The 21414-nt window shown below is 67.9% G+C and carries 15 protein-coding genes and 1 pseudogene; 11 read left to right on the top strand and 5 right to left on the bottom strand.

What is annotated here, in order from left to right; genetic code table 11:
* Nucleotides 1-30: 30 nt before the first annotated feature.
* The 11 genes from VKZ87_RS05735 (at nucleotide 31) to VKZ87_RS05685 (ending at nucleotide 14774) form a co-directional block, all read left to right on the top strand.
* Complete coding sequence (locus VKZ87_RS05735) at nucleotides 31-438, top strand: PTS sugar transporter subunit IIA (RefSeq protein WP_324220295.1); 408 nt, start codon at nucleotides 31-33, stop codon at nucleotides 436-438.
* Nucleotides 438-728 (top strand): HPr family phosphocarrier protein, encoded by a 291-nt coding sequence (locus tag VKZ87_RS05730; protein WP_324220294.1) that lies wholly within the window; start codon nucleotides 438-440, stop codon nucleotides 726-728. The genes VKZ87_RS05735 and VKZ87_RS05730 overlap by 1 nt, the downstream gene beginning before the upstream one ends.
* A 107-nt stretch (nucleotides 729-835) precedes the next feature.
* Complete coding sequence (ahcY, locus tag VKZ87_RS05725) at nucleotides 836-2230, top strand: adenosylhomocysteinase (protein WP_324220293.1); 1395 nt, start codon at nucleotides 836-838, stop codon at nucleotides 2228-2230.
* 121 nt (nucleotides 2231-2351) lie between these two features.
* Nucleotides 2352-4439, top strand: coding sequence for a PAS-domain containing protein (locus VKZ87_RS05720; protein WP_324220292.1), 2088 nt, complete (start codon nucleotides 2352-2354; stop codon nucleotides 4437-4439).
* 9 nt (nucleotides 4440-4448) lie between these two features.
* The gene (gene tsaE / locus VKZ87_RS05715; RefSeq protein WP_324220291.1) at nucleotides 4449-4931 is read left to right on the top strand and encodes a tRNA (adenosine(37)-N6)-threonylcarbamoyltransferase complex ATPase subunit type 1 TsaE; all 483 of its coding nucleotides are present in this window, start codon (nucleotides 4449-4451) and stop codon (nucleotides 4929-4931) included.
* Nucleotides 4924-5925, top strand: a complete 1002-nt coding sequence (locus VKZ87_RS05710) for an aminoglycoside phosphotransferase family protein (RefSeq protein WP_324220290.1) — start codon at nucleotides 4924-4926, stop codon at nucleotides 5923-5925. Before tsaE ends, VKZ87_RS05710 begins: the two co-directional genes overlap by 8 nt.
* 10 nt (nucleotides 5926-5935) lie before the next feature.
* Nucleotides 5936-6661: a nucleotidyltransferase family protein gene (locus tag VKZ87_RS05705; RefSeq protein ID WP_324220289.1), complete on the top strand. Its 726-nt coding sequence runs from the start codon at nucleotides 5936-5938 to the stop codon at nucleotides 6659-6661.
* A complete protein-coding gene (gene addB, locus VKZ87_RS05700; RefSeq protein ID WP_324220288.1) occupies nucleotides 6645-9614 on the top strand; it encodes a double-strand break repair protein AddB in 2970 nt (989 codons plus the stop codon). Before VKZ87_RS05705 ends, addB begins: the two co-directional genes overlap by 17 nt.
* Complete coding sequence (addA, locus tag VKZ87_RS05695) at nucleotides 9614-13108, top strand: double-strand break repair helicase AddA (protein ID WP_324220287.1); 3495 nt, start codon at nucleotides 9614-9616, stop codon at nucleotides 13106-13108. Before addB ends, addA begins: the two co-directional genes overlap by 1 nt.
* Before the next feature lie 37 nt (nucleotides 13109-13145).
* Complete coding sequence (locus VKZ87_RS05690; RefSeq protein WP_324220286.1) at nucleotides 13146-13892, top strand: DUF1223 domain-containing protein; 747 nt, start codon at nucleotides 13146-13148, stop codon at nucleotides 13890-13892.
* A gap of 81 nt (nucleotides 13893-13973) precedes the next feature.
* Complete coding sequence (locus VKZ87_RS05685; protein ID WP_324220285.1) at nucleotides 13974-14774, top strand: hypothetical protein; 801 nt, start codon at nucleotides 13974-13976, stop codon at nucleotides 14772-14774.
* Between the two features lie 103 nt (nucleotides 14775-14877).
* On the opposite strand, the gene htpG is transcribed toward VKZ87_RS05685, so the two are convergent.
* From htpG to VKZ87_RS05660, 5 genes and pseudogenes are all read right to left on the bottom strand, one after another.
* Nucleotides 14878-16737, bottom strand: coding sequence for a molecular chaperone HtpG (htpG, locus tag VKZ87_RS05680; protein WP_324220284.1), 1860 nt, complete (start codon nucleotides 16735-16737; stop codon nucleotides 14878-14880).
* Between the two features lie 20 nt (nucleotides 16738-16757).
* Complete coding sequence (locus VKZ87_RS05675) at nucleotides 16758-17891, bottom strand: DUF4340 domain-containing protein (RefSeq protein WP_324220283.1); 1134 nt, start codon at nucleotides 17889-17891, stop codon at nucleotides 16758-16760.
* 26 nt (nucleotides 17892-17917) lie between these two features.
* The gene (locus tag VKZ87_RS05670; RefSeq protein ID WP_324220282.1) at nucleotides 17918-19876 is read right to left on the bottom strand and encodes a Gldg family protein; all 1959 of its coding nucleotides are present in this window, start codon (nucleotides 19874-19876) and stop codon (nucleotides 17918-17920) included.
* Between the two features lie 3 nt (nucleotides 19877-19879).
* The gene (locus VKZ87_RS05665) at nucleotides 19880-20614 is read right to left on the bottom strand and encodes an ABC transporter permease (RefSeq protein ID WP_324220281.1); all 735 of its coding nucleotides are present in this window, start codon (nucleotides 20612-20614) and stop codon (nucleotides 19880-19882) included.
* An 11-nt stretch (nucleotides 20615-20625) separates the two neighbouring features.
* Nucleotides 20626-21380, bottom strand: a pseudogene (locus VKZ87_RS05660) (ABC transporter ATP-binding protein).
* Between the last annotated feature and the right edge of the window lie 34 nt (nucleotides 21381-21414).

Genomic DNA, 21414 nt, shown 5'->3' with positions numbered 1-21414 from the left:
TCGTTCCAGCCCCATGCCGCTGTTCCAATCATGATCGGTATCGTCGTCGTCACCCATGGCCGCCTGGCCGAGGAATTCATCCACGCCACCGAGCATGTGGTGGGGCCGCAGAAGAACATGCGCGGCGTCTGCATCGGCCCGGATGACGATATGGAGCAGCGGCGCAAGGACATCCTCGCCGCCGTCGCCGCGGTCGAGGCCGGCAAGGGCGTGATCGTGCTCACCGACATGTTCGGCGGCACGCCGTCCAATCTCGCCATCTCGATCATGGACCAGGCGCGCGTCGAGGTGATCGCCGGCGTGAACCTGCCGATGCTGATCAAGCTGGCCAGCGTGCGGGGCAAGTCCGAACTGGCCGACGCCGTCGCCGCCGGCCAGGAAGCCGGCCGCAAATACATCAACGTGGCGTCCAAGCTGCTGGCGGGGGAAGGCGGCTGATGGACGCCCCGGCCCGGCCGCTGACGCGCAGCGTCATGATCGTCAACCAGCGCGGGCTGCATGCCCGGGCGGCGGCGAAATTCGTCCAGGTGGTCGCGCGCTTCCCCCAGGCCCGGATCCAGGTCCACAAGGACGGCCAGACCGTCAACGGCGAGTCGATCATGGGCCTGATGATGCTGGCGGGCACCCAGGGTTCCAGCATCGAGATCACCGCCTCGGGCCCCGACGCCACCCCGGCCATGGAGGCTCTGGTCACCCTGGTGGAGAGCAAATTCGGCGAGGCCGAATAAACCACTATATTCCTATATAAAGATTTCCTTATGTAATGCTGGACAGGGCTCCCTCGGCCCTGCTATACCGCGCCCGGTTTCACCTTCCCTGCCTGGAGCGAGCGGATATGAGCGCGGACTACGTTGTTAAGGATATCGGCCTGGCCGACTGGGGCCGCAAGGAACTCGACATGGCCGAGACCGAGATGCCCGGCCTGATGGCCGTGCGCGAGGAATTCGGCAAATCCCAGCCGCTCAAGGGCGCCCGCATCGCCGGCTCGCTGCACATGACGATCCAGACCGGCGTGCTGATCGAGACCCTGAAGGCGCTGGGCGCCGATGTGCGCTGGGCCTCGTGCAACATCTATTCGACCCAGGATCACGCCGCCGCCGCCATCGCCAAGGGCGGCACCCCCGTCTTCGCAGTGAAGGGCGAGACCCTGGAGGAATACTGGGAATACACCCACCGCATCTTCGAATGGGGCGACGGCGGCACGCCGAACATGATCCTCGACGATGGCGGCGACGCCACCCTGCTGATCCATCTCGGCATCCAGGCGGAGAAGGATCCCTCGGTCATCTCCAAGCCGACCAACGAGGAAGAGACCGTCCTCTTCGCCGCGATCGCCAAGAAACTGAAGTCCTCGCCCGGCTGGTATTCCCGCATGGGCGCCGCCATCAAGGGCGTCACCGAGGAGACCACCACCGGCGTGCACCGCCTCTACGTGATGGCCAAGGAAGGCCGCCTGCTCTTCCCGGCGATCAACGTCAATGACAGCGTGACGAAGTCGAAATTCGACAACCTCTACGGCTGCCGCGAAAGCCTGGTCGACGGCATCCGCCGCGGCACCGACGTGATGATGGCCGGCAAGGTCGCCGTCGTTGCCGGCTTCGGTGATGTCGGCAAGGGTTCGGCCGCCAGCCTGCGCAATGCGGGCTGCCGCGTCATGGTCACCGAAATCGACCCGATTTGCGCCCTGCAGGCCGCGATGGAGGGCTACGAGGTGGTGACCATGGAAGAGGCCGCGCCGAAGGGCGACATCTTCGTCACCGCCACCGGCAACATCGATGTCATCACGCTGGACCACATGCGCCAGATGAAGCATCGCGCCATCGTCTGCAACATCGGCCATTTCGACAGCGAGATCCAGATCGGCGCGCTGAAGAACTACAAGTGGCACAACGTGAAGCCTCAGGTCGACGAGGTCGAATTCCCCGACGGCAAGCGCATCATCGTGCTGTCGGAAGGCCGGCTCGTGAATCTGGGCAACGCCACCGGCCATCCCAGCTTCGTGATGAGCGCCTCCTTCACCAACCAGGTGCTGGCGCAGATCGAGCTGTGGACCAATCCGGGCAAGTACCAGAAGCAGGTCTACACGCTGCCCAAGCATCTCGACGAAAAGGTCGCCAGCCTGCATCTGGCGAAGGTCGGCGCCAAGCTGACCAGGCTGAGCGCGCAGCAGGCCAAGTATCTCGGCATTTCCGAGCAGGGCCCGTTCAAGCCGGACCATTACCGCTACTGAGTCGGCATCACGCCGCTCCGTCATGGCCGGCCGGATCTTCCGGCCGGCCATTATCGTTTTAACGCCTTGTCATCCCGCCTGCGGCTGCCGATAGTGCCCCGGGGTATGCGGAGCCGCGCGGGTGAGTGAAACCGTTCTGTTGACAGCTTTGGGAGCCGCACTGGCGGTCGGCCTTGCCGTCTGGCAGTGGCGGCGCGCCGTGCATCTCGCCGCCCGGCTGAGGACGGCCGAGGCGCTGTATGAGCTCGCCGGCGCCGAACGCGACGCAGCACGCACCGAGATGGCGGAACTGCAGGACCGGCTCTCGGCCGCCGCCCGCGACCAGGCTGCCAGCAGCATCGAGATCGCCGCCCTGCGCCAGGCCGAGGCCGATGCCCGCCTGCTGCTCGACATCGCGCCCTTCCCGATCTGGCGCCGCGATGGCGAGGGCCGCCTGGCCTGGGTCAATGCGCGCTACGCCCAGCTTGCCGAAACGACGCCGGAGGATGTGGTCCGGCGCGGCCTGGAACTGGCGTCGGCCCACGATCTCGACCAGCCGCGCGAATTCGCCCTCACCGCCCTGCGCAACCGCGCGCTCCAGGTGCAGGAGCGCCGCTTCGTCGCCGAGGGCGACCGGCGCAACTACCGCATCTTCGAACTGCCGGCGCTGGCCGGCACGCTCGGCTTCGGCCAGGACATCACGGCGGAAGCCGATGCGCGCGGCCAGCTGCGTCGCCATATGGACGCCCATATGGAGGTGCTACGCACCATCTCCACCGCCACCGCGATCTACGGACCCGACAAGAAGCTGCTGCTGTGGAACCGCGCCTATGCCCGGCTCTGGGGTCTGGACGAGGCCTGGCTGGAGACGCGACCGAGCTACGGCGAGGTGCTGGAACAGCTGCGCGTCGACCGGCGCCTGCCCGAGCAGATCGACTGGCAGGCCTACAAGCGCAGCGAGCTGGCGCTGTTCACCACCGTGATCGACCGGCAGGAGGAGCTGCTGCACCTGCCCGACGGCTCGACCCTGCGCCTGCTGATCAGCGCCTATCCCACCGGCGGCCTGCTGTTTGCCTATGACGACGTCACGCGCCAGCTCACCCTGGAGCGCGCCACCAACACGATGATCGCAGTACAGCGCGCAACGCTCGACAATCTCTACGAAGCGGTGGTGGTCTACGGCTCCGACGGCCGGCTGTCGCTGTACAACCGTGCCTTCGGCCAGCTCTGGCAGCTCGACCCCGACCTGCTCAACCGACAGCCCCACATCACCGAGGTGCTGGATGCCGTGCGCCCGCTGATGCAGCGCGGCCCCGACTGGGTGCAGCTGCGCGAGCGCATCATCGACAGCTTCGTGGCGCGCAAGCCGACCCGCGGCCGCTTGGAGCGCGGCGACGGCATGGTGCTGGATTACGCCTCGGTGCCGCTCCCCGACGGTGCCGTGCTGTACACCTGGCTCGATGTCAGCGACAGCATCCGCATCGAGCGCGCGCTGCGCGAGCGCAACGAGGCGCTCGAACGCACCGACCGCATGAACGCCGCCTTCATCAGCAACATCACACATGACCTGCGTTCGCCGCTCGGCACGCTGATCAGCATGACCGAAGTGCTGGCCCAGGGCATCCTCGGCCCGATGAATGCGCGGCAGGAGGAATACTGCCGCGACATCATGGTGGCCTCGCGGCATCTTCTGCGCCTGCTCGACGACGTCATCGCCATCGCCACCATCGAGGTCGGCCAGATGGCGCTGGAACCCGAGCCGATCGCGATCGACGCACTGTGGCGCGAGGAGGCGGCGCAGTGGCGCGAACAGGCGGACCGCCGCGCCATCATTCTCGACCTGCCCCAGCAGACACCGGACGATGCCATCGTCGGCGACGCCCAGCGCCTGCGCCAGGCGCTCGACAGCGTGATGGCGGCGGCACTGGACGGCACCGCCGAAGGCGGCAGGGTCTGCCTCACCGTCGACGGCAGCGGGGACGAAAGCCTCACCCTGCGCATCGAATCCCACAGCGGGGGCCTGAGCCCGGTGCGGCCGCGGCAGCTTTTCGCCGATCTCGCCGATCCCGCCGAACGCCGCCGCGCCAACGCCGACCTGTCCCTGATCGTCGCCCGCGGCCTGTTCGACCTGCATGGCGCAACCCTGCGGACCGATAACGGCGAAGACGGTTCGCAGGCCGTCGAAATCCGCCTGCCGCGCGGCGTTGCGGCCGCCCTACCCCCTCAGTAGAGTGCCGCAATGCCGGTGATTCGCTCGCTGTCGCTGCCCGATGAAGCGGCCACCGCCGCTCTTGCCGCCGCGCTTGCCCCCTGGCTCCGGCGCGGCGACATCCTGCTGCTGGACGGTCCGCTGGGCGCCGGCAAGACGAGCTTCGCCCGCGCGCTCATCCGCGCCATGGCCGGCGGCATGGTGGAAGTGCCGAGCCCAAGCTTCAATCTGGTGCTGACCTACGACATGCCGGCGGGAACCCTGTGGCATTTCGATCTCTACCGCGTCGCCGATCCGCGCGAGCTGGACGAACTCGGCATGGACGAAGCCTTCGCCGAGGGCATCAGCCTGATCGAGTGGCCTGACCGCCTCGGCGACACGCTGCCGGCGCATGCCCTCACGCTCCGCCTCGCCGCCGATCCCGGAAATCCGACCGCCCGCCGCGCCGAACTGATCGGCGACGAAACCTGGGCGCAGCGCCTGTCCTCTCTCACGGTTCCCAGTCATGCCTGATCGTTCCGCCCTGTCGAGCGCGTTCCTCACCAAGGCCGGCTGGGGCCAGGCCAGCCGGGCCAAGCTCGCCGGCGATGCCTCCTTCCGCAAATACGAACGCCTGAACCGCAATGGCGAGCCGGCGGTGCTGATGGACGCGCCGCCGCCGCAGGAGGATGTCCGCCCCTTCCTGCGCGTCGCCCGCGAATTGCTGCGCCACGGCTATTCGGCGCCGCGCATCCTGGCCGAGGATACCGAGCACGGCTTCCTGCTGCTCGAGGATCTCGGCGACGATCTCTATGCCCGGCTGCTCGCCCGCGGCGCGGACGAGCATGAGCTGTATGGCGCGGCCATCGACTTCCTGCTCGACCTGCACCGGCATCCCGCGCCCGCGGAGCTCGGCCTCTACGACGAGGCGCGGCTGATCGACGAGGTGCAGCTGTTCACCGACTGGTACCTGCCCGCCCTGCGCGGTCGCGAGACCGAGCCATCCCTGCGCGACGAGTTCAACGCCTTCTGGCATGAACTGGCCCCGGCGGTGGCGCAGCCGCCCCGCGTGCTGGTGATGCGCGACTTCCACGCCGAGAACCTGATCTGGCTGCCGCAGCGCCAGGGCCCGGCCCGCGTCGGCCTGCTGGATTTCCAGGATGCCGTCGCCGGCCATCGCGCCTATGACCTCGTCTCGCTGCTGGAAGACGCGCGCCGCGATGTTTCGCCGGCCCTGGCGGACGCGATGATCCGCCGCTACCTCGCCGGCAGCGGCCTGGACGAGCAGGACTTCCGCCGCGCCTATGCGATCCTCGGCGCCCAGCGCAACCTGCGCATCGTCGGCGTCTTCACCCGGCTGTGGAAGCGCGACGGCAAGCCGCACTACCAGACTTTCATGCCGCGCATGTGGGGCCTGGTGGAACGCGACCTGCAGCATCCCGATCTGCACCGGCTGCGCGCCTGGATCGACCGCATCGTGCCGGCCGAACTGCGCCGGCGTCCGCTGCCGGGCCTGAGCGCGGCATGAGGCGGCCGTCATGAGCATCGCCCTGCCGCGGAATGCCATGGTGCTGGCCGCCGGCCTCGGCACCCGGCTGCGGCCGATCACCGACACGCTGCCCAAGCCGCTGATCACGGTGGGCGGCCGCACGCTGCTCGACCGCTGCCTCGACCGGCTGGCCGCAGCGGGTATCCGTCGCGCGATCGTCAACATTCACTGGCTGGGCGACCAGATCCGCGATCACCTGAAGCAGCGCAGCGACATTGAGATCGTCATTTCCGACGAAAGCGATCTGCTGCTGGAGACCGGCGGAGGCATCGCCAAGGCGCTTGCCCTGCTCGGCGATGCGCCCTTCGTTTCCGTCAATGCCGACCTGATCTGGCGCGATGCCCGGGGCAACAGCCTGCATCGCCTGGCCGATGCCTTCGACCCGGCGCGGATGGACGGCATCCTGCTGCTGCAGCCGCGCGAACGCGCCACCGGCTATGGCGGCGCAGGCGACTTCAATCTCGACCCTGAAGGCAGGCTGGTCCGGCGCGGCGAAGCGCCTGCGGCCGACTACGTCTATACCGGCGTGCAGATCCTGCATCCGCGCCTGTTCGAATCCTGCCCCGGCGGCGCCTTCTCGCTCAACCTTCTCTATGATCGCGCCATCGCCGCCGGACGGCTGCATGGCCTTGTCCATGACGGCGACTGGATGGATGTCGGCACCCATGACGGGCTCGCCGCCGCGGAAACCCTGCTGCATGGCAAGCGCGGCTGAACCCGGCCTCTTCACCATTCCGCCCGGCCGGCCGTTCCTCGACCTGCTGGCGGCAGGCATCCTGCGCCAGCACGGCACCGATCCCGAGGCGCTGGCACGCGTCACCGTGCTGCTGCCGACCCGGCGCGCCTGCCGCGCGCTGGCCGATGCCTTCCTGCGCGCCGGCGATGGCCGCGCCATGCTGCTGCCGAAAATCCGGCCGCTCGGCGATGTCGACGAGGACGAACTCGTCTTCTACCGCTCGGATGATGATGATGATGCCGCCGCCCTGCCCTTTGCACCGCTCGACCGCAGCCTGCTGCTGGCGAAGCTGCTGCGGGCCTCGCCACTGGCCGGCGACGATCCGGCCATGGCGGTGCGGCTGGCACGCCTGCTCGGCGATCTGCTCGATGCCGCGGCCACCGAGGAAGTCGGCCTCGAGCGTCTGCCCGATCTGGTGACCGATGCCGAACTGGCACGGCACTGGGAGGCGGTGCTGGATTTCCTGAAGGTGATCCGCGAGCACTGGCCGGCGCTCAAAGCCGAGCGCGGCCGGCTCGATGCCGCCGAGCATCGCCAGCGCAGCATGCAGGCCTGGATCGAGCACTGGCAGGCGAATCCGCCGGACGATCCGGTGATCGCCGCCGGCTCCACCGGCACCATCCCGGCAACGGCACGGCTGCTCAGACTGATCGCCTTCCTGCCGAAGGGCAGCGTGATTCTGCCCGGCCTTGACCTGTCGCTTGACGACGCGGCCTGGGATGCCGTGCGCGACGAGCCGACGCATCCGCAATACGCGCTGCGGCATCTGCTCGATACGATGGGCTGCCTGCGCGGCGATGTGCGGCTGTGGGCGCCGGAAGAGAAGAACAGCGGCCCGACGCCGCGCGCCGCGCTGCTTTCGGCAGCCCTGATGCCGCCCGGCGAAACCCATCGCTGGCGCGATCTCGCCGGCAGCATTGCCGACGAGGCGTTTGCCGGTCTGCGTCGCGTCAGTCTGCCCGGCCTGCAGGATGAGGCGCTGGCCATCGCGCTGATGATGCGCGAGACGCTGGAGCAGCCGGGACGCACGGCGGCCCTGATCACGCCCGACCGCAACCTTGCCCGGCGGGTGACGGCGGAACTGTCGCGCTTCGGCATCGACATCGACGATTCCGCGGGAAGGCCGCTGGCGCAGACGCCGCCGGCGGTTTTCCTGCGTCTACTGGCCGAAGCCGCGGCGGAGGGTTTCGCACCGCTGCCGCTGCTGGCGCTGCTGAAGCATCCCTTCTGCCATCTCGGCCTGCCGCGACGCGAGCTGCTGCGCTGGGTGCGCAAGGTGGAACGGCGCATCCTCCGCCGCAACGAGCGGCCGGTGGCCGGTTTCGAGGATCTGGCGCGCGAACTGGACACGCATGACGCACTGCGCGGCACTTTCGCCAGGCTGCGCGAGGCGCTGCAGCCGGTGCGGACCGCGCGTGAGGGGCATCTGGCCGATCTGCTGCGTGCCCATGTCGCGGCTGCAGAGGCTCTGGCCGCGCAGCCCGACGGCGCTTCCGATCTGTGGAAGCAGGAAGCCGGCGAAGCGCTGCATGATCTTGTGCTGGAACTGCTGGATGCCGAGGAATTCGGCCCGGTCACGATCGCCGGCTGGCCGCGACTGCTGGACGCGCTGCTGGAAGGTCGCGTGGTGCGGCCCAGATACGGCCGCCATCCGCGCCTGTTCATCTGGGGTCTGCTGGAAGCGCGGCTGCAGCATGCCGACCGCGTCATCCTCGGCGGCCTGAACGAGGGCGTCTGGCCGCCGCAGGCCATCGAGGATCCGTGGCTCAGCCGCCCCATGCGCAAGAACCTCGGCCTCTCCGCGCCGGAACGCAGGTTGGGCCAGACCGCGCATGATTTCGTGCAGGCGGCCTGCGGCGACGACGTCATTCTCACCCGCGCCGAGAAGGTGGACGGCACGCCGACGGTGCCGGCCCGCTGGCTGCTGCGGCTGGACGCCTTCTGCAAGGACGATCCGCGCTGGCAGGCCTGCGCCGCGCCGGATTACTGCGCCTGGGCCACCGCGCTGGACGTGCCCGACACCACCCTGCGCAGCGAACCGCCGCGACCCGCGCCGCCGGTGAAGGCCCGGCCACGCACACTGCCGGTCACCGACATCGAGACCTGGATCCGCGATCCCTATGCGCTTTATGCCCGCCGGGTGCTGGGCCTGCGTCCGCTCGATCCGCCCGCAGCGCCGCCCGATGCCCGCACGCGCGGCAACATCATCCATGCGGTGCTGGAGACCTTCCTGAAGCGTCATTGCGAAACGCTGCCGGATGATGAAGCGGCGATGGCGGAACTGCTGGAACTAGGACGGCAGCATTTCGGGCTCTGGATGCAGCAGCCGCAGATCGCGACGCTGTGGTGGCCGCGCTTCGAACGCGCCATGGCGTGGTTCATCTCCTACGAACGCGAACGGCGCGCCGCCGGCTTCCGCCCCGCCCTGCTGGAAAGGTCCGGCCAGCTCGAGATTGCCGCACCCGCGGGAACCTTCACGCTCACCGCCAAGGCGGACCGCATCGACAAACATGACGGCGACGGCTCGCTCGCCGTGCTGGACTACAAGACCGGCAATCCGCCGACGGCGAAACAGGTCAATGCCGGCCTCTCGCCGCAGCTGCCGCTGGAGGCCGCCATTGCCGCGGCGGGCGGCTTTCCCGAGCTGACGCCCGGCGCCATCGCCGAACTGGTCTATATCCGCCTGAGCGGCGGCGCCTCCGCCGGCGCGGCCGAGCGGATCGAATCGAAACCCAATGCGCGCGAGCAGATCCCGCCCGCCGCCGAACTGGCGCAGCAGGCGCTGGCGCGGCTGAAGGGCTGGGTAGCGAGATACGACGATCCGGCGACGCCGTATCTCTCGCGGCCGCGGCCCCAATTCGTGCGCTATCCCGGCCATTACGATCATCTCGCGCGCGTCGCCGAACGCGCCGAAGGCACCGGGGAGGAGTGATGTCTGCCGCCGATGCCGAACTGAGAGCGCATCAGACCGGCCAGCGGGTCGCGGCCGACCCCTCACTGTCGGCCTGGGTTGCGGCCAATGCCGGATCGGGCAAGACGCGCGTGCTGGTGGATCGCGTCACCCGCCTGCTGCTGGCCGGCACGCGGCCGAGCGGCATTCTCTGCCTCACCTTCACCAAGGCGGCGGCCGCCGAAATGGCGATCCGCCTGACCGACCGGCTCGGTGCCTGGACGACGGCCAATGACGAGAAACTGAAAACCGAACTGCAGGAGCTGCTGGGCCGCCGGATCACCGCCGACGACATGGCGGCAGCGCGGCGACTGTTCGCCCGCACGCTGGAATCGCCCGGGGGATTACGGCTGCAGACCGTGCATGCCTTCTGCGAATCCCTGCTGCAGCGTTTTCCGGTCGAGGCCGGGGTGCCGCCGGGCTTCCGGGTGGCCGACGATGCCGCCACCGCCGAGCTGTTCGCGCTGGCGCAGGAGAAGGTGCTGACCGCCAGCATCGACGATGCGGATTTCGCGCCAGTGGTGCGCTTCTTCGCCGAGCGCATGGATGACGGACGGTTCCGCAGCCTGCTGTCGAACCTGCTCGGCCGCCGGCGCGACCTTGCCGTGCTGCTGGCCGAGTCCGGCGGCGCGGAAGGCGCCATCGGCCGACTGCATGCGCAGCTCGGCCTCGCCCCCGACGCGACCCGCGACGGCGAGATCCGCCGCCATATCGGCGGCATGGCGCTGGCCGACCTTCGCCGCGCCACGGCTGCCCTGCTGAAGGGCGGCAAGACCGACGGCAAACTCGGCGCGACGCTGGATGCCTATCTGGCCAGCGGCTGCCTGCCCGAGCGTTTCGAAGCCGAATGGCTGCCCGCCTTCTTCACCAGGAGCGATCCGGGCAAGGTCGTCGAGCGCCTTGCCAGCAAGGCGGCGGAGCAGATCGCCGAAGGCTGCGACGCCATCCTGAAGGCCGAGCAGGAACGGCTGGTGGCCCTGCGGCTGGTGCTGAACGCGCTGACCATCGCGGAGTCCACCGGCATGCTGCTGCGGCTCGCCGAACGCCTGCTGGACTGCTACGCCGCACTGAAGGCGGCGCGCGGGCTGCTGGATTACGACGACCTGATCCTGCGCAGCCGCGACCTGCTGGTCGAGCCCACCAACGTGCCCTGGGTGATGTTCAAGCTCGACCAGGGCATCGACCACATTCTGGTCGACGAGGCGCAGGATACCAGCCCGGACCAGTGGTCGGTGATCGCCGCGCTGGCGGAGGACTTCTTCTCGGGGCTGGGCGCGCGCGACGTCCTGCGCACCATCTTCGCCGTCGGCGACGTCAAGCAGTCGATCTACTCCTTCCAGGGCGCGCGCCCGAAGGCCTTCCTCGACATGCGGCGCGACTTCGCCCGCCGCGCCGAGGCGGCCGGGCAGCGCCTGCATGCCGTGCCGCTGGAAATGTCCTTCCGCTCGGCGCCGGCCGTGCTGCAGCTGGTGGATGCCGTGTTCGCCGGCGAGGCCGAGCGCGACGGCGTCGGCGAGGACGGCAAACCGCTGCAGCATCGCGCCAGCCGCCGCGAGGAGGCCGGCCGCATCGAACTCTGGGCGCCGTTCAGGCCCGATCCGCTGGCGCAGAGCGAGGCCTGGGACGTGCCGCTGGACTATGTCGGCCAGAAGGATCCGCGCAAACGCCTGGCCGAATGCATCGCGCAGCAGATCAAAAACTGGATCGACCGCGAGGAATTGCCGAGCCAGGGCCGCCGCATCCGCCCCGGCGACGTGATGATCCTGGTCCGCCGCCGCAACGTGTTCTTCGAGGCCATGGTGCAGGCACTGAAGAAGGCCGATGTGCCGGTCGCCGGCGCCGACCGCATGCAGCTGGCCGAGCAGATCGCCGTGCTCGACCTGCTCGCCATCGGCAGCTTCTGCCTGCTGCCGGAAGACGACCTCAATCTCGCCACCGTGCTGAAGGGCCCGCTGTTCGGATTCAGCGAGGATGATCTTTTCGCCCTCTGCTGGCAGCGCGAGGAAAAGCGGCTCTGGCATGAACTGCTGCGGCGCGCCGGCGAACAGCCGCATTGGCAGGCCGCAGCCGATGAACTGCGCCACCTGATGGCGCGCGCCGATCTCGTCACGCCCTTCGCCTTCTATGCGGAACTGCTCGGCGCGGGCGGCGGGCGACGCCGGCTGGTCGCCCGGCTCGGCGCCCAGGCCAACGAGCCGATCGACGAATTCGTCGCCGCGACGCTGAACTACGAACGCGAAGCCGCGCCCAGCCTGCAGGGCTTCCTCGACTGGTTCCCGCGCCATGCCGGCGAGGTGAAGCGCGACCTCGAGCAGAGCCGCGACGAGGTGCGCGTGCTCACCGTGCATGGCGCCAAGGGGCTCGAAGCGCCGATCGTCATACTGCCGGATACCTGCGACCTGCCGCAGGAGCGCGACGGCGAAGGCCTGCTGTGGACTGAGGCAGCCGAACCCTCGCGCCGTCCGGCCGCCGGCCCGGCGCAGCCGGTGCCGCAGCTTTACTGGCCCATGCGCAAGGACTGCGATACGCCGCTCACGGCCTCGATCCGCACCGCCCGCCGCGCCGAGCAGATGGCGGAATACCGGCGGCTGCTCTACGTGGCGCTCACGCGCGCCCGCGACCGCCTCTATGTCTGCGGCTATCTCAACGGCAGGACGGCCGAGAAAGGACCGCCGGCCCAGAGCTGGTATGCGCTGGTCGAAGCCGGCATGAACCGACTGGCGCCCGTGACCGATTGCGCATTGCCCTGGGATTCCGCCGGAGAGACAAGCGGCCGCCGCTTCGAGACCCATCCCGAGCAGCGCGGCAGCGCGAAAGCGGCCGACGCTCCAACGGAACCGGCGCAGCTGCCGGCCTGGGCGAGGCAGCCTGCGCCCGAAGAGCCCTCGCCACCGAAGCCGCTTACGCCCTCGCGCCCGAGCCGGGAAGCGCCGCCGCCGCTCAGTCCGGTTGCGGCAGACCGCGTCGCCGGACTGGCACGCGGACGGCTGATCCATCGCCTGCTGCAGACCCTGCCCGAACTCGATGTCAGCCAGCGCGAAGAGGCGACGCGCCGTTTTCTGGCACATCCCGCGCACCGGCTCGCCGTCGCAGCACAGGCCGAAATCGCGGCCGAAGTGCTGCGCTTGCTGGAGCATCCCGAATTCGCCGAACTGTTCGGACCCGGCGCGGAGGTGGAAGCGCCGATCGCCGGCCGCATCGGCAACCGGCTGGTTTCCGGGCAGGTGGATCGCCTGATCGTCAGAAACGGCAGCGTGCTCGTCGTCGACTACAAGACGAACCGCCCGCCGCCGGATCGCGTCGAGGATGTCGATCCGGCCTACCTGGAACAGATGGCTCTGTATCGCGGCCTGCTGCGACAGATATTCCCGCGCCACGCCGTGCGGACTGCGTTATTGTGGACTTACGCGCCGCGGCTGATGCCGCTGCCCGACGGGCTGCTGGACGATGTGCTGGCGGCTCTCACCGCAACGTGACTGGCCTGCCCGTGACCCCGCTCCTAGCTTGGACCCCATGAAACCGCCGCGCCTCACGTCCTGGCTGGCCGCCGTGATCCTCGCGGCCGCCCCGGGCAGCATCGTCCCGGGCGGAGGCGACGCAGCCCGCGCTCAATCCTCGCCCGTCATCCTCGAACTGTTCACCAGCCAGGGCTGCAACTCCTGCCCGCCGGCGGATGCGCTGATGACGGAATGGCAGAAGCAGCCCGGCGTGCTGCCGCTGTCGCTGCATGTCGACTACTGGGACTATCTCGGCTGGAAGGACACCTTCGGCAAGAAGGGTCACAGCAAACGGCAGCATGACTATGCGCGCCAGATGGGGTGGCGCCAGATCTACACGCCGCAGATCGTGATCGACGGCCGGTATCAGGCAGTGGGTTCCGATGCCGGCGCCGTTCAGGCTGCCCTTTCCAAGGCACGCAAACAGGAGCGGATCTCGCTGCAGGCCCAGCACAGCAACGGCCAGTGGCAGGTGCGTGTGCCAGCAGCCGCCGACCAGCCGGAAGCCGAACTCGTGCTGTGCCGCTACGACCGGCGGCACGACGTCGCAATCGAGCGCGGCGAGAATACCGGCCGCACCGTGACCTATCTCAACGTCGCGCGCGCCTGGAACCGCTTCGGCCGCTGGAACGGCCAGGCGGCGAGCTATCCCGTTCCCGATCTCGGCCCGATCGACTGGAAGCAGGAGGGCGTCGTCGTCATGCTGCAGGCGCTCAATGGCGGCACGATCCTCGGCGCGGTGGATTTCACGCCGCCGCACTGACCCGCCGCTGCCGCTGCGGCAAGATTGACAGCCCGATCCCCAGAGCGGAGATTGCCTCGAGCGTTACGAGGAAATGCCGCGATGAGTGAGAAGAAACCGGGCGCGCTGCTGCCCTCCAGCACCATCCTGCTGGTCCGCGACGGCGTCGCCGGACCGGAAGTCTTCATGGTCAAGCGCCATCACGCCATCGACTTCGCCTCCGGCGCAATGGTGTTTCCCGGCGGCAAGCTGGCGCCCGGCGACAGCGACCCGGTCCTGCAGGGCCGCCATGCCCGGCCAGGCCGCTTCCGGCCGGAACTGACTTCCTTCGCCTTCGCCGCCATCCGCGAGGCCTTCGAGGAATCCGGCCTGCTGCTGGCCCGCGCCAAGGGCGAGAGCAGGCTGCTCTCCGCTGAGCGCGCGGAATCACTCGCCTCCTGGCGCGAGCCGCTCAATTGCGGCGACCGGACCCTGCGCGAGATGGCGGAAGCCGAAAGCCTCGATTACGCCCTTGATACCATGGTGCCGTTCGCGCACTGGATCACGCCGGAACCGATGCCCAAGCGGTTCGACACCTGGTTCTTCCTTGCCCGCGCGCCGGAAGGCCAGATCGGCCTGCATGACGGCAGTGAGTCGGTGGAATCAGAATGGATCGGCGCGCAGCAGGCGCTGGACGAATGGGAAGCCCAGCGCCGCGTCATCGTTTTCGCCACCCGCATGCAGCTGGTGAAGCTGGCCCGCGCGAAAAGCGTCGACGAGGCTCTGGCCAATGCCGAACGCGAGCCGATTGTCGACGTTATGCCGGTGCTGGACAAGACGTCCTTCTCCGAGCCGCATCTGCGCATCCCCGCCGAGGCGGGCTACGGCGTCACGGAAGTGCCGCTGAGCCGGGTGGGGAAGTAAATAAAATCGTGGATGCCCGGAACAGGTCCGGGCATGACGGTAAGGCCTGAGCCGACTGAAGGAATGTCATGGCGGGTTTGCCCCGGCCATCCACGTTTCCCGGCTACAGTGCCTTCTGCATCATCCGCGCCATGCGCTGGGCGAAGGCGACGGGATCGGCGGGCGGCTCGCCCTCGACCACGCGGGCCTGATCCAGCAGCAGCTGCGCTGCATCGGCCAGCGCGTCGGAGGCGCCGGGCTGGGTCGCGCGTTCGGCCAGCGAGCGGATCAGCGGATGCGCGGGATTGATCTCCAGGATGCGCGGCCGCGCCTGGTCCAGCTTCTGGTGCATGCGCAGAAGCCGCTCCAGATGCATGTCCATGTCATTGTCATCGGCGCTGAGGCAGACGGCACTGTCGGTCAGGCGTTTGGACTCGCGGACATCCTTCACGGCATCGCCCAGCGTCTGCTTGAGCAGCGCGATCAGTGTGCCCAGCGCGGCGCCCTCGGCCTTCTCCTCGTCCTTCTTCTCGGGCTCGTCACCCTTCACGGACTCGAGATCGGTGCCGACGCGCGTCGCCGACTTGATCGGCTTGCCGGCGTATTCGTGCACCACCGAGAGCCAGAAATCGTCCACCGGGTCGGTAAGCAGCAGGACCTCGACGCCCTTGGCGCGGAAGCCTTCGAGCTGCGGGCTGCGCTTGAGCTGCTCGGCCTGGTCGCCGTTGATGACGTAGATGGCGCTCTGCCCCTCCTTCATCGCGGCGACATACTCCTCGAGCGACACCCAGCCGTCGCGGGTGGTGGAGCGGAAGCGCGCCAGTTTCAGCAGCGCCTCGCAGTGCTCCTGGTCCTCGTAGAGGCCCTCCTTCAGCACCGCGCCGAAATTCTCCCAGAATTTTGCATAGGCCCCGGCATCCTTGCCGGCTCTTTTCTCCAGGTCCGAAAGGACGCGGCGCACGATGGCCTGGCGGATGCGTGCGACCACCGGATTGTTCTGCAGCATCTCGCGGCTGACATTGAGCGGCAGGTCGGCCGAATCGACCACGCCGCGCAGGAAGCGCAGCCAGGCCGGCACCAGATCGTCGCAGCGGTCGGTGATGAAGACGCGGCGCACATACAGCTTGAGCTGCGGCTTGCGCGCCGGATCGAACAGGTCATGCGGCCGCATGCCGGGGATGAACAGCAGCAGCGCGTAATCGAGCTTGCCCTCCGCCCTGGCATGCAGGGTCATCCACGGCTCGTCGAAGGCATGGGCGACGTGGTGGTAGAAATCCTTGTACTGCTGTTCGGTGATCTCGGATTTCGGCCGGGCCCAGAGGGCGCTGGCAGCATTGACCGTCTCGTCCCTGTCGCCGTCCTTCAGCACCACCGGCAGGGGGATATGGTCGGAATAGGTTTTCACGATGCTGCGCAGCCGGGCGGGATCGAGGAACTCGTCCTCGCCCTCGCGCAGATGCAGGATGATCGTGGTTCCCCGGCCGGCGCGCTCCGCCTCGCCGATGGTGAACTCGCCCGAACCGTCGGAGGTCCAGCGCCAGGCCTGGCTCTCGCCGGCCTTGCGGGAAATGACCTCCACCTTCGAGGACACCATGAAGGCGGAATAGAAGCCGACGCCGAACTGGCCGATAAGGGCCATGTCCTTGGCGGCGTCGCCGCTCAGCTTCGAAACGAATTCACCGGTGCCCGAGCGCGCGATGGTGCCGAGATTGGAGACCAGCTCGTCCCGGCTCATACCGATGCCGTTATCGGCGACGGTGAGCGTGCGGGCGGCCTTGTCGGCGGAAATGGTGACCCTGAGTTCGGAATCGCCTTCCCAGAGCGCATCATCGGTCTGGGCGGCGAAGCGCAGCTTGTCGCAGGCGTCGGAGGCGTTGGAAATCAGCTCGCGGAGGAAGATTTCCTTCTGGCTGTAGAGCGCGTGGGTGACGATATGCAGCAGCCGCGTGACTTCGGCCTGGAAATGCATGGTCTGGTCGGTCATCGATCCGCGCTCCGTTAAGGTCAGCCTTCCTTCTTGTCTCCATCCTCCTTCTTCGGCGGCTCGATCAGGTCGTTGAGCCGCCGGGTCAGGTCCCGCCCGGTGGATTCATTGATCAGATAGGCCCAGCCATCGACCCGCGCCATACCCTCTTCGGCCTGTTTTTTGGCCTCTTCGGGCTTCACCTCGGCATCCGGCTGCGCCAGGGCGGGATCGAAGGTTGCCGCCAGGGTCACCCAGACCTTCTTGCCGTCTTCGGCCGGAATGCTGCGCACGGTAACCTTCATGCCGTCCAGGGTGACGATCTCGGTGGTCACGGCCTTGGAGAAATCCTTCGAATCGGCCCGGGCGACGTCATCGAAGCTCAGCCAGTTCAGCGCGCCGGCCACGGCATTGACATCGAACTGCGACTTGATCACCAGGCCGGCCGGCATCGGGTCCGGCGTGAAATCGACGCCGCTGCTGTCGGGCTTGGCCGGGGCCCTGACGATGGTCAACACCTCGCCATCGGGATGCGTCACGGTCGCCCTGGCGACGCGGGCGCGGTCCACCTTGATCAGGTCCTTGACCAGCCACTGGGCCGGGTCGGCCGGCAGCTCGAGAATTCCCTGCGCCAGCCAGGCCCGCGCCTCGCTGGGCTTGCGCACGTGATACTGGCCGGGCTTGCCGCCGACGGGATAGGACTTGACCTTGCCGACGATGATGCTGGCCAGCGCCTCGGGCCTGGCATCCGTCAGGCGCACCAGGATCGGGCCGGGATCGGACTTCGCCGCATCGTCGGCCGGCTTGTACTGGTCGGGCTCGGAGACCTGCAGCAGGTCGTAATGCTCCGGCTTGTCGGTGCGCGGCTCGATGCTCTCGAGACCGGCAATGCCGAGGATGTTCTTGCGCACCAGATCGGCCCGCACCGGATAGCCTTCGCGGCTCGGCATCGTCCACTGGTCGGCGCTCTCGCCGCGCTCGATGCGGAACAGCGCCTTCGAGGTTGCGATTTCCAGCCCGGCCACATCGTTCACCTTCGCGGTCAGTCCGGGGAACAGCGGCTTCGCGGTGAAATCGGCTTCCGTCGCGCTGTCGCGGGACGACGCAACCCACCAGCCGACACCGCCGAGCACGATCGCGGCAGCAAGCAGAATAACCGAGGTCTTGTTGCGCATGGGACCCTCCTGACTGACCCGGCCGTCTACTCGGCGACGGCGCGGCGCACGCGGCGACGGCGCCAGGCAATGCCCAGCGCCACGGCCACGAGCGCGGCCAGCAGCGGCATCAGGCCGATATTGATGAACTTCACCAGCAGCTGCAGGTTCTCGATGTCGCGGTTCAGCTCACGCTGCACGCCGCGCAGCTCGCGCCGGGTCTCCAGCAGGTCGTTGCGGAAGGCATCCATTGCGGCCTGCTGCTCGGCGCTGAGCAGCGCGTTCGACTGCTCCTGGGCCTTGGTCTGCAGATCGGCCAGCTGCTTCTGGGTATCTTCCAGCTTCTTCTCCAGCTGGCGCTGGCGGGCCAGGAACTGCTGCTCCGCCTGCCGGCGCATGCTGTCGATCCGCTCGAACGGTCGCAGCGACTTGCCGCGGCTGCGCAGGCCGATCAGGTCGCCGGAGCCCGACATGTTGTCGATCGCGTTGATCAGGAAGTCGGCGTTGGCGGCAATCGGCACATACATGGTCTGGCCGAACATCTGCTGCTGCCGGACCCAGAAGCGGTCGTCCAGCAGGTCGGCATCGGCAAACAGCAGCACGTTGATCGGCCCGGTGCTTTCCTTCACCTGCTCGGCGGGCGCGGCAGCCGGCTTGGCCTCACTGTCCTTGGCTTCGCCGTCCTTCGCCTCGCCCTCTTTCGCCTCGGCCTTCGGCGGACCGTCGGGGAAAGCCGTCTTCGCGGGACCGGAGATGCGCGCCGCCAGCGTGTAGGTCTCGCCGGTCGGCTTGAATTTCTCGGCCAGCCCCTGCGGATCCGGATTGCCCTTGAGGTCGGCGGTATCCATCAGCATCGCCTGGTCGGACGAGGTGATCAGCGGCGTGAGCGTGGTCGTGGCGCCGTCCAGCTGGCGGATCGAGCCGATGGAGGCGACATTGATCTGCGTCAGTTCGGCAGTGACCACGTCGTCGGCGCTCATCCGCGCGTTCGGAATCGCCAGCCAGGGAATGTAGTCGACCACCGCCGCCGGGCCGCTTTGGCCGGTCTGCACGCGCTGCGCCATGGCGAGGTCGGCGACGAACTTGTCCGGCGCCACCTCGACGCCCCAGGCCCTGAACAGGTCGTTGAGCAGGGAGGACTGCTCGCCGCCCGGCATCGGCTGTCCGGTCATCGGATTGGGCATCGCCGCAGCCGTTTCGGAATAGGGGTCGGCGAAGGCGATCAGGCGGCCGCCCTTCAGCACATACTGGTCGATGGCATACTGCGCCTGCGGGCTGAGGTCCTTGGGATGCGCCAGGATCAGCACGCTCAGTGAGTCGTTGATCTCCTCGGGCTTGGAGGCATCGAGCATCTTCACATCGAAGAACTGCTTGATCTGCTCGAGGATCAGATAGGGGTCCGACTGGCCGCGCATGGCCGCCATGATGCCGCCGGGACCGTATTCCAGCGGCAGCGCGCCGAGAATGCCGATGGTCGGCTTCTTCGGATTGCTCAGCGCGTAGACCAGCTTGGTCAGGTCGTATTCGAGGAACTGCTCCTTATCCGCCTGGAAGAAGGGGATCACCTGCTGCTGGTCCAGCGTGTTGGTGGCGACCAGTCCGAAGTAGAACTGCCCGCCGGGCAGGTTCGCGGCCTGCAGCCCGGCGCCGACGGCGCGGTCCTCGGCTTCCGTGAAGGGCTCCGGATCGATCACCTCGAGCCGGATCTTGCCGTCCGACATGGCGGCATAGCGCTCCAGCAGCTCGCGCACGCGGTTGCCGTACTGCATCATCTGCGGCGCGGCAGAGCCGACCTTCTCGGAGAAGAAGAAGCGCATCGTGATCGGCTCGGGCACCGCCTTGATGACGTTCCGCGTCCCCTCCGAAAGCGTGTAGAGCTTCGCTTCCGTGAGGTCTATGCGGGCGTCGCGCAGGCCCTGGTTGACGACGATGTTGACGGCAAAGAAGACCGCGAAAGCCGCGATCAGGCCGGTGCCGGTGAGAAAAGCCTTGGTACCCGTCTTCATGGCTCAGCCAGCCTTCTTGAAATCGACGACGACGGCAGTGGCATAGAGCCAGACCGCCGTCAGCGAGAGGAAGAAAACCAGGTCGCGCAGGTCGATCACGCCTTCGGTGATGGCGTTGAAATGCGACAGGAAGCTGAACGAGGCGATGGTGTCGACGATCAGCCGCGGCGCCCAGCCCTGGAAGAAGTTCAGCACCATCGGCGCGCCGGCGACGGTGAAGATGAAGCAGACCAGCACGCTGAGCACGAAGGCGATCACCTGGTTCTTGGTCACCGCCGAGAGACAGCTGCCGATCGCCAGATAGGCGCCGGCCATCAGCAGGCTGCCGACATAGCCGGCGACGATCACGCCGTTATCGGGCGAGCCGAGCCAGTTGACGGTGAGCCAGAGCGGGAAGGTCAGCGCCAGCGCGATGCCGGCGAACGCCCAGGCGGCGAGGAACTTGCCCAGCACCGCGGCCCAGAGTGGGATCGGCAGGGTGAGCAGAAGCTCCACCGTGCCGGATTTGCGCTCCTCGGCCCAGAGCCGCATGGCGAGCGCGGGCAGGAAGAAGAGGTAGAGCCAGGGATGGAAGAGGAAGAAGGCCTTCAGGTCGGCCTGGCCGCGTTCGAAGAACTGGCCGAGATAGAAGGTGAAGATGCCTGCGGTGAACAGGAAGACGACGATGAACACATAGGCCACGGGAGTGGCGAAATAGCCGGAGAGTTCGCGGCGCAGCACGGCGAGCATGGCATTCATGACGGTTGTCCTCAGGCGGCGCGGGCGGTGGGATTGGTCTGCGTCAGCTGGCGGAAGGCGGCGTCCAGCTTGCCGGGTGCCGCGAGCAGGTCGCCGATGCGCCAGCCGGTGCCGCCAGGCTCCGGCCTGCCCTCGGCCACGATGCGGCCATGGGCGATGATGATGGCACGGTGACACACCGCCTCGACCTCTTCCAGGATATGCGTCGAGATGATGATCGCCTTGTCGCGCGCCATGGCCTGGATCAGGCTGCGCACTTCATGCTTCTGGTTCGGATCGAGGCCGTCGGTCGGCTCGTCCAGCACCAGCACCGGCGGATCATGCAGGATCGCCTGGGCCAGGCCGACGCGGCGCTTGAAGCCCTTGGACAGCGTGTCGATCGGCTGATCCAGCACCTCGCGGATATGGACCTGCTCAATCACCCGGTCGAGCCGCGCCTGCCGGTCCTTGCCGGAAAGCCCGCGGACGGAGGCGATGAAATCGAGGAAGCCCCGCGGGGTCATGTCGGCATAGGTCGGCGCGCCTTCCGGCAGATAGCCGATGCAGGATTTCGCCGCCTGCGGCTCTGCCTCGACGTCATGGCCCATGACGGAGATGCTTCCCGAAGTGGGGCTCAGGAAGCCGCAGAGCATTTCATGGTGGTGGATTTGCCGGCGCCATTGGGCCCGAGAAAGCCGAGAACCTCACCCTTCGCAACACTGAAACTGATATTGTTGACAGCGGTGAACGGGCCGAATTGCTTGACCAGATTCTTTATGTCGATCATCGTTTTGGCTGTCCCCTCGCCTGTCCGTCGCAAG

The organism is Ferrovibrio sp. (genome assembly GCF_035304305.1).
Taxonomy (GTDB): domain Bacteria; phylum Pseudomonadota; class Alphaproteobacteria; order Ferrovibrionales; family Ferrovibrionaceae; genus Ferrovibrio.
This window is presented reverse-complemented; position numbering and strand designations above follow the sequence as displayed.